Annotated in this window: 14 protein-coding genes and 2 tRNA genes; 4 read left to right on the top strand and 12 right to left on the bottom strand. The window is 53.2% G+C overall.

Annotated features, from left to right (window positions below; all coding sequences use genetic code 11):
- Window positions 1-64: 64 nt before the first annotated feature.
- From ABLU87_RS27720 to ABLU87_RS27710, 3 genes are read right to left on the bottom strand one after another with little or no spacing between them, the layout of a single operon-like run.
- Window positions 65-1,462: a PTS transporter subunit EIIC gene (locus tag ABLU87_RS27720; protein WP_025105851.1), complete on the bottom strand. Its 1,398-nt coding sequence runs from the start codon at window positions 1,460-1,462 to the stop codon at window positions 65-67.
- Between the two features lie 7 nt (window positions 1,463-1,469).
- Window positions 1,470-3,134: an alpha-glucosidase gene (locus tag ABLU87_RS27715; RefSeq protein WP_025105850.1), complete on the bottom strand. Its 1,665-nt coding sequence runs from the start codon at window positions 3,132-3,134 to the stop codon at window positions 1,470-1,472.
- 45 nt (window positions 3,135-3,179) lie between these two features.
- Window positions 3,180-4,178, bottom strand: a complete 999-nt coding sequence (locus ABLU87_RS27710; RefSeq protein ID WP_049082604.1) for a LacI family DNA-binding transcriptional regulator — start codon at window positions 4,176-4,178, stop codon at window positions 3,180-3,182.
- A gap of 354 nt (window positions 4,179-4,532) precedes the next feature.
- Here ABLU87_RS27710 and ABLU87_RS27705 point away from each other — a divergent pair, with 354 nt between their 5' ends.
- From ABLU87_RS27705 to ABLU87_RS27690, 4 genes are read left to right on the top strand one after another with little or no spacing between them, the layout of a single operon-like run.
- On the top strand, window positions 4,533-5,036 hold the full coding sequence (locus ABLU87_RS27705; protein ID WP_032749758.1) for a hypothetical protein: 504 nt from the start codon (window positions 4,533-4,535) through the stop codon (window positions 5,034-5,036).
- A 9-nt stretch (window positions 5,037-5,045) separates the two neighbouring features.
- Complete coding sequence (locus ABLU87_RS27700) at window positions 5,046-5,492, top strand: YetF domain-containing protein (RefSeq protein WP_025105847.1); 447 nt, start codon at window positions 5,046-5,048, stop codon at window positions 5,490-5,492.
- A gap of 12 nt (window positions 5,493-5,504) precedes the next feature.
- On the top strand, window positions 5,505-6,023 hold the full coding sequence (locus ABLU87_RS27695) for a 2-oxo-tetronate isomerase (RefSeq protein WP_025105846.1): 519 nt from the start codon (window positions 5,505-5,507) through the stop codon (window positions 6,021-6,023).
- 22 nt (window positions 6,024-6,045) lie between these two features.
- Window positions 6,046-7,035, top strand: a complete 990-nt coding sequence (locus tag ABLU87_RS27690) for an SDR family oxidoreductase (protein ID WP_014229616.1) — start codon at window positions 6,046-6,048, stop codon at window positions 7,033-7,035.
- Here ABLU87_RS27690 and ABLU87_RS27685 read toward each other — a convergent pair.
- From ABLU87_RS27685 to ABLU87_RS27645, 9 genes are all read right to left on the bottom strand, one after another.
- Window positions 7,032-8,657 (bottom strand): alpha-amylase family protein, encoded by a 1,626-nt coding sequence (locus tag ABLU87_RS27685; RefSeq protein WP_122117402.1) that lies wholly within the window; start codon window positions 8,655-8,657, stop codon window positions 7,032-7,034. The genes ABLU87_RS27690 and ABLU87_RS27685 overlap by 4 nt on opposite strands.
- A gap of 8 nt (window positions 8,658-8,665) precedes the next feature.
- The gene (gene cydB / locus ABLU87_RS27680) at window positions 8,666-9,676 is read right to left on the bottom strand and encodes a cytochrome d ubiquinol oxidase subunit II (protein WP_025105844.1); all 1,011 of its coding nucleotides are present in this window, start codon (window positions 9,674-9,676) and stop codon (window positions 8,666-8,668) included.
- On the bottom strand, window positions 9,676-11,079 hold the full coding sequence (locus ABLU87_RS27675) for a cytochrome ubiquinol oxidase subunit I (protein ID WP_025105843.1): 1,404 nt from the start codon (window positions 11,077-11,079) through the stop codon (window positions 9,676-9,678). The genes cydB and ABLU87_RS27675 overlap by 1 nt, the downstream gene beginning before the upstream one ends.
- 62 nt (window positions 11,080-11,141) lie before the next feature.
- Window positions 11,142-12,023: a manganese catalase family protein gene (locus ABLU87_RS27670; protein ID WP_046878485.1), complete on the bottom strand. Its 882-nt coding sequence runs from the start codon at window positions 12,021-12,023 to the stop codon at window positions 11,142-11,144.
- Window positions 12,024-12,042: 19 nt separating this feature from the next.
- Window positions 12,043-12,549 (bottom strand): ferritin-like domain-containing protein, encoded by a 507-nt coding sequence (locus tag ABLU87_RS27665; protein ID WP_122117401.1) that lies wholly within the window; start codon window positions 12,547-12,549, stop codon window positions 12,043-12,045.
- A 32-nt stretch (window positions 12,550-12,581) separates the two neighbouring features.
- Window positions 12,582-13,079 (bottom strand): ferritin-like domain-containing protein, encoded by a 498-nt coding sequence (locus tag ABLU87_RS27660; RefSeq protein WP_116280970.1) that lies wholly within the window; start codon window positions 13,077-13,079, stop codon window positions 12,582-12,584.
- Window positions 13,080-13,167: 88 nt separating this feature from the next.
- Complete coding sequence (locus ABLU87_RS27655; protein WP_004136767.1) at window positions 13,168-13,353, bottom strand: general stress protein; 186 nt, start codon at window positions 13,351-13,353, stop codon at window positions 13,168-13,170.
- Between the two features lie 444 nt (window positions 13,354-13,797).
- Window positions 13,798-13,874 (bottom strand) — tRNA-Val (locus ABLU87_RS27650).
- Between the two features lie 4 nt (window positions 13,875-13,878).
- Window positions 13,879-13,955 (bottom strand) — tRNA-Val (locus ABLU87_RS27645).
- Window positions 13,956-13,999 lie beyond the last annotated feature (44 nt).

Genomic DNA, 13,999 nt, shown 5'->3' with positions numbered 1-13,999 from the left:
TTACTGTGCCATTAAAATGGGATGTTTATTGGGGTGTTAAATTAATAGTTGGGCTTTATTTTTTTCAGGCCTCTTTGGTCGCTTTATCGGTTTTGACAAAAATGAACGTGATAATAAAGGCAAAAATAAAGACCGCGAGTCCGACGGTAATATAGGTAACAAACTGATAGCGATCGTAGAGATACATCAGCGGCGACAGAAGGACCGCCAGACCGTATGAGTTCGCTTTTATCGACAATAGCGACAGCACCATGCCGCCCAGCGCCGAGCTGGTGAGCATCACCATTATCGCCCGTAGCCCGGATTGCATCACGATACCGAATAAAGCCGGTTCCGAAACGCCTAATAGCTGAGTAATGGTCGCGGAAATCCCGGCGGTTTTAAACGCGATATTTTTCGCCTTCAGTGAAATAGCCAGACATACGGCGGCGTTGGCAAAGCCGTACATCGCGCACACCGTAATTAATGGATTAAACCCGGTACCGGCAATCAGCGAGGTTTCAATCATAATAAACATATGATGCATCCCGGTCATCACGGCAATGGGATAGATGAAGCCGATTAACAGACCGCCAATACCCGCAGGCAACGTCAGAAATTGCTGAATAGCCATCACGGCATAATGTTCAAACGCATGCACCAGCGGCCCTAAAACCAGTAAAGCGATGGCCACCGCAATCAGGATGACGATAAACGGCGTAAAAATCAGATCCATCGAGTTGGGCATCACCCGGCGGAAAAAAATTTCCAGCTTAGCGCCGATAATGCCGGTGATCAGGGCGGTCAGAATAGACCCCTGATAGCCGACCAGAGGAATAAAACCCAATACATAAATTGGGCTGCTGTTGCCGTACGCCACGTCATAGGCGTTCGGCAGCGCGGGGGAGACCAGCATCAGGCCGATTAAGAAGCCGATAATTGGCGTACCGCCAAATTTCTTAAACGCCGACCAGCAAATAAACGCCGCCAGAAAGGCGAAAGCGGTGTCGCAAAGCACCGTGGTCAGCGTTTGCAGCGCCACCGGAACCTGATGAACGCTGCCGCCAAACCACGCCTGGACGGTATCGTTAAAAATGACCCCCTTCAGGCCGAGAAACAGGCCGGTGGCCCCGAGTACCGGGACAATCGGCACAAACACGTCTGATAAATTGCGAATTCCCCGCTGTAACCGGCCCGTACTCTGCTTCGTCATTTCATCCTTGCTGATTTCGGCAACCTGGAATTCGTTAACAAACGCCTGGTAAACCTTATTGACGATCCCGGTTCCGAGGATTATCTGATACTGGCCAGCATTAAAAAATACGCCTTTGACTTCGCTAATATTGCGGATTTTATCATCATCAATTTTCTGTCGATCTTTTACCTGTAAACGTAAACGGGTGGCGCAGTGGGTGGCTGAGGCAATATTTTCCTTGCCGATGATATTCACGATCTCAACGGCGATATTTTTATAGTTGTTCATATTTGACTCATTCCTTAACGAGAAGGGTTTGATAGGGTTTCAGGGGAGTCTCAGCGTCGGCATAATTATTGAGGACAATCTCACCCGCCGGGAGCGTAAAGGGCAGAGGCTGTGCGCTTAAATTGGTTATCGAGATAAAACGCTCGGTCGCCGTTCTCCGTTCGTAGGCAATGATGCGATCGTCAACGTCTTCTATGGCGGCGAATGAACCATAGATCAGCGTTTGCGGATAGTGCTTATTTCGCAAGGCGATCATCTTCTGGTAAAACGCGAATACTGAATCCGCATCGTTTATCTGGCTTTGCGCGTTGACGCTGAAGTCAGCTGCGGAAAACGCCAGCCAGGGCCGCGCGCCCCGGTTAAATCCGCCGTTGGCGCTATCTGACCACGGAAAGGGCGTTCGCGAATTGTCCCGCGAGCGCTGGTTGATAAAGCCTAACGCCTGCTGTTCAGAGAAACCTTCCGCCAGGGCGCGGTGGTAGTTATCAATACTGGAAATATCGTCAAATTCCGCGATCGATTGTCGGCGGAAATTTTTCATCCCCAGCTCCTGGCCCTGATAAATAAACGGCGTTCCGGCCATAAAGAAGTACATCGCGGCCAGCGCTTTGGCACCGACGTCATTTTGATAATCCGCGTCGCGGATGAGCTTGGACAGCGCGCGGGGCTGGTCGTGGTTTTCAATAAACGTCGTTCCCCAGCCGGCCTGGTAAAAGGCCCGTTGGCTGGCAAATAGCGCCTCCCTGAATTCGCGAACGTTCCAGTCGCGCTGCTTAAACCATTCAGAACCGTTTTCGACATCAATATCGGCGGCGTGAAAATCGAAAATCATATTAAAGTAGCCGTCTGGCCCAATATAGCTGTCGTACTCTTCCAGAGGCACGCCCGGCGCTTCGCCCACGGTTACGCAGCGGTGACGACGGAAAGTGCGCTCTTTTAGCTCGTGGAGAAAGCGCTCGATGCCCGGACGGTTGCGTGATTTCGCTTTAATCGATGCCAGACCATCAATACCGTCTGCGGGCAGAGAGGCGTAGTCCTGATCTTTTTTAATAAAGGTAATTGCATCGATGCGAAAACCGGCGATGCCTTTATCCAGCCACCAGTTAATCATGGCGTAGATTTCCTCGCGCAGCTGCGGGTTTTCCCAGTTGAGATCCGGCTGCTTTTTATGAAAAACGTGCAGATAGTAGCACTCCTCGCCAGCGACTTTTTCCCACGCGCTGCCGCCAAAAATCGATCGCCAGTTATTGGGCGCGCCGCCCGCCGCGGCGGGTTTAAAGATGTAATAATCACGATATTTCGATTGAGGGTCGGCCAGCGCGGCCTGAAACCAGGGGTGTTCATCGCTGGTATGGTTAACCACCAGGTCGACCATTACCTCAATGCCCAGCTCGCCAGCCTGTTTAATCAGGTTATCAACGTCCTGCATCTGGCCTAAATCGGGATTCACCGCATAGTAGTCCGCGATATCGTAGCCGTTATCTGCTCCCGGCGAGCGGTAGAACGGCGAGACCCAAATCAGGGTGATGCCCAGCGTTTTCAGATACGGCAGTTTAGCGATAATACCCGGGATATCGCCAACGCCATCGTTATTGCTGTCATAGAAGCTTTTTGGGTACACCTGATAAATAACCGATTCTTTCCACCATGCGCTTTGTTGTGATTGATTCATCATTTCTCCTGAGTATGAAATCGATACCATATTGAGTGAAAAAAATTACGCCGAGGCTCTGATAACCAGTTCCGATTTCAGGTCTTCCTCGTCATAGCGATACTGCGTGTGGTTGATCAGGGACAGCAGGCGTTCTACAGAGATGCGGCCCAGCTGCTCAATGGGCTGGCTAACGGTAGTGAGCGGAATATGCACCATCTCCGCCACGGGAAGGTTATCAAAGCCCATGACCGCCAGTTCGCCGGGAACGCTGACGCCGTGGGCCGATAGCGCGGAAATCAGGCCGCAGGCGACCTCATCGCTGCCGGCGAAAATCGCATCGGGACGTTCGCTTTTCGTCATCTGCAGAATTTGCTCAGCCAGGCGCTGCCCGTCGCGCCAGGTGTGGACATGACGAAAAATAAACCGCTCGTTAATCGCCTGCTGTCCGTCTTGCATAGCGGCAATAAAGCCGCGGTTCCTTCTGCTGCCGTGGCCCTTTTGCTGGAATGCGCCACCGGTGGAGTAGGCGATTTTTTTATACCCTTTGTTAAGCAGCCAGCTGACGGCGTTATAGGTTGCCAGTTCATCGTTCATTCTGACGACGGGCAAAGTGGTATTATCTATGCTGGTGTTGCACAGCAGGATAGGGCCATATTTCTGATATTGCTCAATGACGTCTTTGTCACTCTCTACGGCGCATAAGATCAGCCCGTCGATGATTTTTTTCTTCAGCAGATCGAGACAGTTTTCTTCTTCGCCCGCGCTATTGTGGTTCTGGACGATCAGCACCGAATAGCCGTTTTTTCGTGCCGTAACTTCAAGGGCGTCGACCAGGCTGGCAAAAAAAGGGTTGGTTATCCTTGAGATAAGCACGCCAATCCGGTGGGTTTTCACCCCGCGCATCTGCTGCGCGACGGTGCTCGGCTCGTAATCCAGCTCTTTCATGGCCGCGAGGATTTTTTCCTTTTTATCTTCAGAGATATAAGGATGATTGTTGAGGAAGCGGGATACCGTCGTGACCGACAGGCCGGCTTTTACAGCGACGTCTTTTATGGTTGCCATGGTTCTTATGAAATCGATATCACATGGGCATAAAATATTTTCGCGCAGGAGCCGGGTCAACCTCATTTTTATAAAACATGACCTGACTCACAATAAAGTTAACGACACGCCTGCTGAGCGGTACGGATGGCGTCGCGGGCAACGGCCTAAGCTCGAGACAACATCCGTGCACCCGCCGCGCTAAATGGAAACATCTTCCTCCGGATGGAGGCGGGGGAGATGCTCAACGAATAACAAGCGAGATGTCCCGTTTAGCTATTATTCCGGCTTTGGCGCGACGAACTTGACATATTAAACCGGGTTGCTATTCCTTAAACTGGCGCTCCGATAATAAGCGCAACGGTGAGGTGAAAAATGGCAAGTGAAAAAGAGAGGCTGCCCGGGATTAAAGAGAACGAATTTTTTCTTAATTTTGAATGCGCTGCCCGCCAGATAGGCCTCGGAATATTATTGGCGATCATACTGGCAGCCCTTTTGGGTCTCTTTTCTGGAGGATATTTTAGCACTGCCGAAAAAACAACTGCGCAGCGCAATTTAACGGTGGCCTATGACCGCTTCGGTCGTTTGCAAACTGAATTCAGGTTAAAGATTACCGCCCATCCGCGGGTCGCGGATAAATATATTTTTAGCCTTGGCGGTGATTTTACCTCTTCTTTTGAACCAGGCAGTATCTGGCCCCGGCCAGACAGGATGTACAGTCAGAACGACCGGCTCTTTCTGGTCTATAATGATTTGAAAAGCATGAATAATTTTTCTATATGGCTCTACGTTACGCCCACCCGCCCAGGTAAGTTGAACCACTCTTTGCAGCTAAACGGCGAACCCGAAATCCGCTTCTGGCAATTTATTTATCCTTAGGAGGATGCGATGGAGATGGTCTTGCGTGCGTTAGCGATATATTTAATTTTGCTGGTGGTGTTTAAAATCGCCGGCCGCCGGGCACTATTACAAATGACCAGCTTTGATCTGATTTTATTACTTATTATCAGCGAGGCTACCCAGCAGGCGCTGCTGGGGAACGATTTTTCGGTGACCGGCGCAATGCTGACGATTATGACGCTGGTGGTCGTGGATATGCTTTTCGGATTAATGAAGAAATATTCCGCTGGCGCAGAGTCAGCGCTTGATGGTTGCCCGGTGATTTTAGTCGAAAATGGCGTGCCGTTAATTGATAAGCTGAAAAAAGTGGACGTCTCCTGTGATGATATCCTGGTCGCCGCGCGGCAGAATCAGGGTATTACGGAATTAAGTAAAATCAAATATGCCATACTGGAACGGAATGGCCACATTTCTATTATTCCTGCTGAGAGTTAAAAAGGTCTTTTTATGTCAAATAACCCTTATAACCAGGCGAAAACCACCGGCGAGTTGACTAAACAGGTCGCCAGCGCGCTGATTGACCGTCGTTTACGCTTAACCACCGCGGAATCCTGCACCGGCGGTAGCCTGGCGGCAGCGCTGTGCGCGGAAGCGGATACGGCCGCATTCTACGATATTGGCTTAATCACTTTTAGCGATCGGGCGAAACAGCAGCTTCTCGACGTCAACGCCTCAACGCTGGAGAAATATAGCGCCGTCAGTCGGCATACCGTTGAAGAGATGTCCACCGGCGCGCTGGCGCGTTCCGGGGCGGATATCAGTATCGCCATTAGCGGATACGCGGGGCCGGACGGCGGCGATGACGGGACGCCTGCGGGGACCGTCTGGTTCGCGTGGAATTTTCGCGGCAGTATCGACGCGCATAAAACGCTGTTTTCCGGCGAGTGCCAGGATGTTGTGGAGAAAGCCGTGCGCTATTCACTGGCGATGCTCATCGAGAAACTGCCCAGCTGGCAGAGCGCATAACGCTTTTATTGCGGAGGTTTATATGGCAGTCATGGCGATCACTGGCGGTACTGCGGGAGTCGGTAAAGCAACGGCCCTGCGCTTTGCACGGGCAGGCTATGACGTCGGCATTATTGCCCGCGATGGCCGAAGCCTTGAGGCGACGAAGCAGGAGCTCCTTCGTTGCGGCGTTCGGGTGCATACCGTGCAGGCCGATGTGGCAAATGCCGATGCGCTCTTGACCGCCGCCGGCGAAATCGAAAATCGGCTCGGGGCTATCGAGGTATGGGTCAATAACGCGATGTGTGCGGTGCTGGCGCCTTTCAGAGCGATGACCCACGACGAATTTAGACGGGTAACCGAGGTCACCTACCTCGGCTACGTCAACGGGACTCGCGCCGCGCTGGCGCTGATGACGCCCCGCGATCGCGGAGTGATTATCCAGGTTGGCTCCGCGCTCGCCTATCGCTCCATTCCGCTACAGTCCGCCTACTGCGGGGCAAAGGCCGCGATTCGGGGTTTTACCGATGCGGTGCGTACGGAGTTGATGCATGAAAATAGCGGCGTGAGTATTGCGATGGTACAGATGCCGGGGCTGAATACGCCGCAGTTCGAGTGGGCGCGCAATAAGTTTGCCTGGGCGATGCGCCCGGTGCCGCCCGTATTTCAGCCGGAAGTGGCCGCCCAGGCTATCTTCAACGTCGCGCGCCGGCCCGTACGCGAACTCTGGGTAGGGAGCAGCACGATTCAGTCCATTATTGGGCAATTTCTTTTCCCGGGCTTCCTTGACCGGCTGATGGTCAAAAAAGCGTGGGAAGGGCAAATGACCCGGCGCTTGAATGCCGACGACCGTCAGGACTATCTCGAACAGCCGGTCAGCGGATTGCATAAAACGCACGGGCGTTTTTCCTCTGAGGCGAAATATCGCGCCACCGCCATCACTTCCGGCGTGCCCGGAAAAGCGCTGCTGGGCGGCGCGGCAGCGGCGGGGGTACTTTTAGCAAAATGGTTTATCTCGCGTAAAAAACGCTAACGCAGCGCGCTACTGCTGGTCCAGAACCATCGATAGCCATATGCGCTAATCTCCAGCTTAGAGTGCTTACCGGGAGTGAGGGCGTCCGCGTAGGTTTTGTCGGCCAGGCAGGGCGTCCACACCGCCGCATAGATCCCTTTCGCGGTAAAACGCAGCGGTTTATCACTGAAATTAAGAAAGGCGATAACGCTGCGCTCGTGGTCATCGTAGCAGATCCCGAGAATCGCCTGCCGATCGGTGCTAATGATGCGGAAAGGCGCAACGGCGATTTCCGGGAATTCTGACCGCGTATTGGCGATATCAATAATACGGTGCAGGAGAGAATGGCGGTGCAGCAGGGAATCAGCGACGTTGACTTTCTGATAGCGAAACGGTCCCCGGTCGATCATGGGAGCCACAAACGTCTGCGGATCGGCTGCGGAGAAGCCGCCGCCCGCTGAACCGGCCCACTGCATCGGCGTACGCACCGCGTAGCGCTCTTCCAGCGCCAGGTCGTCACCCATGCCGATCTCATCCCCGTAGCGCATGATCGGTACGCCGGGCAGCGAAAAAAGCACGGCGTGACAGAACGCCAGCCGCCGCCGGTCGCCATTCAGCATGGGCGCCAGCCGACGACGAATACCGCGCTGATAAACGTTCATCTCCTTATCCGGCGCGAAGGCATCCAGCACGGTCTGCTTGTTCTTGTTACCGATCCCTTCAAGATCCAGTTCATCGTGGTTGCGCAGCCAGTTTGCGAAGCAGCAGGCGTCAGGAGGCACCACCATTTTCTTGATGGCGTCGATCAGCGGGTGGGCGCTCTGGCTGGCGAGGCTGACGTAAAAATATTTGTTCAGCCAGAAGTTAAGTACCATATTAAGTCGGTTATTATCGCCAAAATAGTCGCGATACTGCGCCACCTCAACGTCGACTTCGCCGAGCAGTATGGCCTGCGGATTATGTCGTTCAACCAGCCGACGCAGATGTTCCAGGAGCCATAGCCCGCGTTTCTCCTCGCCGCGTCCGGCCTGTTTCGTCAAATGCGAGGCGGCATCCAGACGAAAGCCGGAAACCCCCAGCTTCAGCCAAAAGATAACGATATTTTCGACCTCTTTGATCACCGCGGGAGAGGCCAGATTGAGATCGGGTTCATGGCGGTAAAACATATGGCGAAAATATTGCCCGGCTTCGTCATCCCACGACCAGATGCTCTCTTCGACGCCGGGAAACATGGGCGGCGTATCGTCATCATCGCTATCTGCCCACAGATAATAGTCGCGGAACGGCGAGCGACGGCTGCGCCGCGCTTGTTGAAACCATGGGTGAGCGTCGGAGGTGTGCTGGATCAGCAATTCAATAATAACCTGCATGCCTAATTCGCGGGCCTGCTCGATAAAAGCAATGATATCCGCCAGTTGACCAAATCGCGGATCGACCTGCAGATGGTCGCTGACATCGTAACCCTCATCCAGAAACGGCGTCAGGTAGAAGGGCGTTATCCAGATCACCGTCGCGCCCAGCCGGCGAATATAGCGCAGCTTCGCGGCGATCCCGGCGATATCGCCGCAGCCATCGCCGTTAAGATCGTAAAACAGCGCTGAATCAATCTGATAGATAATGGCCCGCGTATGCCAGTCAGCCATAGCCCACCTCAGTGATAGCCTTCATTTCCGGAAACTTTGCCGCGGAATACGTAGTAGCTCCATGCGGTGTAAACCAAAATCACCGGAATGATAAGCAGGGTTCCTACCAGCATAAATAGCTGGCTGGCCGGCGGCGCGGAGGCTTCCCACAGCGTGATATGCGGAGGGATGATATTGGGCCACAGACTGATGCCCAGGCCGCTGAAGCCGAGAAAAATAAGCCCAAGCGTCAGGAGGAAAGGGCGGGCGTGGCTTGCGGGATGAGCGCTCAGGCGCCAGATCCACAGGCTAAAGACGAGTACCAGAATGGGAACGGGCACAAACCAGTAGAAATTAGGCAGGGTAAACCAGCGTTCAGCAACGGACGGCCAGCCCAGCGGCGTCCAGACGCTGACCACGGCGATAACCGCCATCAGCGCCAGAAGCGTGTGACGGGTCAGCTCACGCATGCGCTGCTGCAGCGCGCCTTCGCTTTTCATGATAAGCCAGGTGGTGCCGAGGAGCGTATAAGCCACCACCAGCCCTAAGCCGCAGAACAGGCTAAAGGGCGTCAGCCAGTCCAGCGCTGAGCCGATGAACCTGCGGTCGGCAACCTCAAAGCCGCTGATGACCGCGCCCACGACTATCCCCTGGCTAAAGGTAGCCAACAACGAGCCGCCCACAAATGAGTAATCCCAGAATTTTTGATGGGAGGGGGTGGCCTTAAAACGAAATTCGAAGGCGACGCCGCGAAAGATCAGGCCAATTAACATGGCGGTGAGCGGAATCGTTAGCGCATCGGTGATGACGGCGTAGGCCAGCGGAAAGGCGCCGAATAGCCCCGCGCCGCCCAGCACAAGCCATGTCTCATTGCCGTCCCACACCGGGGCGACGCTGTTCATCATCACGTCGCGCTCGTTGGCGTTGGGCACAAAGCTGAAGACGATTCCGATGCCGAGATCGAAGCCGTCCATAACGATATACATCAGCGTGGCAAACACTATGATGACAAACCAGATAACGGGGATATCGATGCCCATTAGCGAGTCTCCTCTTCAGGCACGGCCTCTGCGGCGGAAAGGGGGCGAGCCGGCGTACCGGAGGTTGTCGATGTCAATTCGCTGACGGGCTGAGGCCCTTTCTGAATCAGCCGGATAATGTAGTAATAACCTACGCCAAACACCGAACAGTACACCACGATAAAGACCAGCAGGCTGACGATCATTTGCGCTGTGCTGTGGAGAGAGACCGCATCCCGGGTGCGTAATAAACCATAGATGACCCAGGGCTGGCGTCCCGCTTCGGTCGTGATCCAGCCGGCCAGCAGCGCCAGCAGCCCCGCCGGCCCCATCGCCAGCGCAAACCACTGAAAGGCGCGGGAGTGAAAAAGACGCTGCCGGTAGCGGAGCCACAGGCTCCATACGCCGAGGGCAATCATCAACATGCCCATGCCGACCATGATGCGGAAAGACCAGAAGACGATAAGGGAGTTTGGCCGATTCTGCGGCGGAAAATCTTTCAGCGCCGGGACCTGCTTGTTCAGGCTATGGGTGAGGATCAGGCTGCCAAGCGCAGGGATTTCCAGCCCGTATTTGGTGCGTTCTTCATCCATATCGGGCACGCCAAACAGCAGCAGCGGGGTGGCTTCTCCGGGTTTGTTCTCCCAGTGGCCTTCTATGGCAGCGATTTTTGCCGGCTGATGTTCAAGCGTGTTGAGCCCGTGCATATCGCCAACGATAGCCTGGACCGGCGCGACCAGCAGGGCCATCCACATCGCCATGGAAAACATTTTACGTATGGCCGGCGTATCATTGCCCCGCAGAAGATGCCAGGCGGCGGAGGCGCCGACGAACATCGCGCTGCTGAGAAAAGCGGCAATCGCCATATGGGACAGACGATAGGGGAAAGAAGGGTTAAAGATAATCGCCAGCCAGTCCTGGGGAATGACATGACCGTTTTCAATGGTAAAACCCTGCGGCGTCTGCATCCAGCTATTTGACGCGAGGATCCAGAAGGTTGACATCAGCGTGCCCAGCGCCACCATGCAGGTGGTGAAGAAGTGCAGGCCGGGAGGAACTTTGTTCCAGCCAAAGAGCATAACGCCTAAGAAACCGGCTTCGAGAAAAAAGGCGGTGAGCACTTCGTAAAGCAGCAGGGGACCGGTAATACTACCGGCAAACTGTGAGAAACCGCTCCAGTTGGTGCCGAATTGATAAGCCATGACCAGGCCTGAAACCACGCCCATCCCGAAATTAACGGCAAAAATTTTCAGCCAGAAATTATACAATGAGCGCCAGACGTCATCTTTTGTCCGCAGCCACATCCCCTCCAGCACCACCAGATAGCTGGCCAGTCCGATGGTAATCGCCGGAAAAAGGATATGAAAAGAGACGGTAAATGCGAACTGCAGCCGAGCCAGATTAAACGCGTCGAGTTCAAACATATTCCGGACCCCATCACAGAACACCCCCCCGAATTGAGCAGGGGGAAGTGATTAACAGCAGGTTATCGAGGACCAGGGCTTTTCTTGCCTGCGCCGAGCTCTGCGCCGGTCAGAGGATCGCCATCCGGATCGGATTGGGTCCGTTTCGCCATGGTTTTCGCCAGGGCCTTTTGTTTGGCCGTTAGCTTAACGCTGGCGCCACCCTCTCCGCCATCCACTGCAGGCTGTGGATTTGCCACATATTCGAAGTGCCTATCGCTATTCCAGCTACCGCGAATGTCGTCGCCCTCTGACATATTGTAGTAGGTGCTGGCGTATTCAGGGACGGGCGGTAATTTTCCCGGCGGATAGTTATTTCTGATGGACTGGAGCGCTTTTTCGAAAGAGAGCTGATGAGCGGCTTCCCGGGTCATCAGAAAGGCCAGCGCATCCTTCACTCCGGGGTCATCAGTGACGTTGATCAGGCGCTCATAAATGATTTTGGCCCGCGCCTCGGCCGCCACGTTGGAGCGTAAATCCGCGGTTGGCTCACCAATCGTATCAATATAGGCGGCGGTCCAGGGCACCCCGGCGGAGTTGGTCAGCGGCGTGCCTGCGCCATACAGCAAAGAGGTGATATGGCTGTCGTTACCGTTAGCGGTAAGCGAGCGGTACAGGTCGGCTTCGTTTTCCGCGCCTTCCGCCAGGGCGCCTTTGGCCCCTTTATTGAGCATGCCAACCAGCGAGCCGATAATTTCAAGGTGGCTCAGCTCTTCGGTGGCAATGTCCATCAGCATATCTTTACGGCCCGGATCGTCATCGCTCAGGCCCTGAGTAAAATACCGGCATGCGGCGGCCAGTTCGCCCTGGGGACCGCCGAATTGTTCCAGAAGAAGGTTCGCCAGTCCCGGATTCGGCTCGGCGACCCTTACGGTATACTGAAGCTGCTTAACGTGTCGGAACATAGGCTCTTATCCTTATTGCTTATTTTTTCGCTTCAACGCCTTCGGCTTCAGAGCGCAGAAGGAACTCTTCCGTTGTTTGCGGAATATGTTTCAGCAGCCAGTCGGCCATGGCCTGCTCTTCTGCCAGAATCGATTCGATGGCGGGGATTGAGGCGGTGTCGCCGGCTTTATTCGCGGCGGCAAGCAGGGAGGTATAACAGGCAATTTCAAACTGCTCAAATACATAACCGCTAATTGACCCTTTAACGATTTCATCGGAAGGGAACATCCCGCCAATGGATTGGCCCAACGCGGCCATTTTGCTCATGGAATCCTTCAGCACCGAGCGTGATATATTATTACGATCCAGAATCTCCTCCAGTACCGTAATTTGGCGTTTGGTTTCAGTTACGTGCTGTTGAATTCTGCTGCGCAGGTCAGGATAATTATCGATGCGGCTCGCCATGGATTCCAGCATAGATTCTGCCTGTTTTTCCATTGCATGCGCATCGCGTAGCCAGTCGTGATAATGTTCAAGATAATTCATAATCAACTCCTTAATATTGGTTTACCATCTGGCTATTTATTTTGGGCGTCTTTATTAATATTGCCGACCGCCAGGTCAGTTAATTTAAGGTCGGTTGATTTTTCTTCTTCTAACGTTTCCGCTAAAAGTTTAACCGCTTTTTTATAGCCAAGCTGTTCTGCTAAAGTGGCGAGAGTGCCGTAGCTGGCAATTTCATAATGTTCAACCTTTTGCGCAGCGGCAATTAATGCCGCATCCCGCACTTCATTTTTCTCCGTGCTCTCAATAACTTCGTTAGCTTCTTCAATCAGCCCCTCCATGGCCACGCATTTCATCCGTTTAATTTTGATATTAGGCTCTTGCTCGACAATTTGATCGATACGTTCAATTTGCCCCTGAGTCTCCTCCAGGTGGGCCTTGAACGCGGCGCTAAGCTGTTCGCTGGACGCCGCTCTGGCGAGTTTCGCCAGGCCGCGGGTTAATTGTTTTTCTGCGCTATATGTATCCGATAAAAGATGAATAAAAACGTCTTCTATGCTCTTCATATTCATATTAATTACCTTTATAAACGGAGAATAACTGCGAGTCCGCAGACTCGCAGGTTACTCTTTTAGTTACAAGAGAATGAGGCGATTAATATCAGGAATTATCAGATTTACGCCCGCCGCCATGGCTATTTTGGCCGCCTTTCTTTCCGGCCTCAGATGCGCGCTGCGGATCGTTTTTAAAGTTACCACCGCTGTGCTGACCGCCTTTACGTCCTGCTTCAGATGCTTTATCACGGTCTTCAGCGAAATTACCGGAACCACCACGATGTTCTGCCATATTTTCATACCTCTGTTGTTGAGTTTATGTCAGGAAGATACGCTTCAGGTACGTATCCGTTGTCGTTCAGAAATTAAATTTAGTCGTTATTTTTGAACAGTCAAACCGGTTTGTGGTGATATTTTTTGAAATACTCTGAATTGCGCTGCTGTTACCGTTTCGCTTGTTTTTAATGAATGTCAGCATAACGGGTTATGATCTAACGAAAGATTTTTATTCGCGAGGGAATATCGGCGGGGCCGCTGCGTTAATAAATGCAGCGTAGACGCGGCGCAGGGCTTTACGTCTCTTTACATAAGCGCGGGAAATAAGTTGTCGGAATGGTGAAAGATATTAAGGACACGACCGGGAAAAATCAGAAAATAGCGTATCGCCAGTGCTGAAAGTAATTTTCGGATATTTCAATGCGGGAGATAAAAGGCACCAGATCACGAGGCTGTGAAATGGTGCGTCCGAGTGGACTCGAACCACCGACCCCCACCATGTCAAGGTGGTGCTCTAACCAACTGAGCTACGGACGCATTATGGTGCGTTTAATTGGACTCGAACCAACGACCCCCACCATGTCAAGGTGGTGCTCTAACCAACTGAGCTATGAACGCAATGTTGCAGTGGCAACGGGGACGCATATTAGCGGGAGGGAGGG

The sequence above is a fragment of the Klebsiella sp. CB_Kp196 genome, from assembly GCF_040061575.1.
Classification (GTDB): Bacteria; Pseudomonadota; Gammaproteobacteria; order Enterobacterales; family Enterobacteriaceae; genus Klebsiella; species Klebsiella michiganensis.
This window is presented reverse-complemented; position numbering and strand designations above follow the sequence as displayed.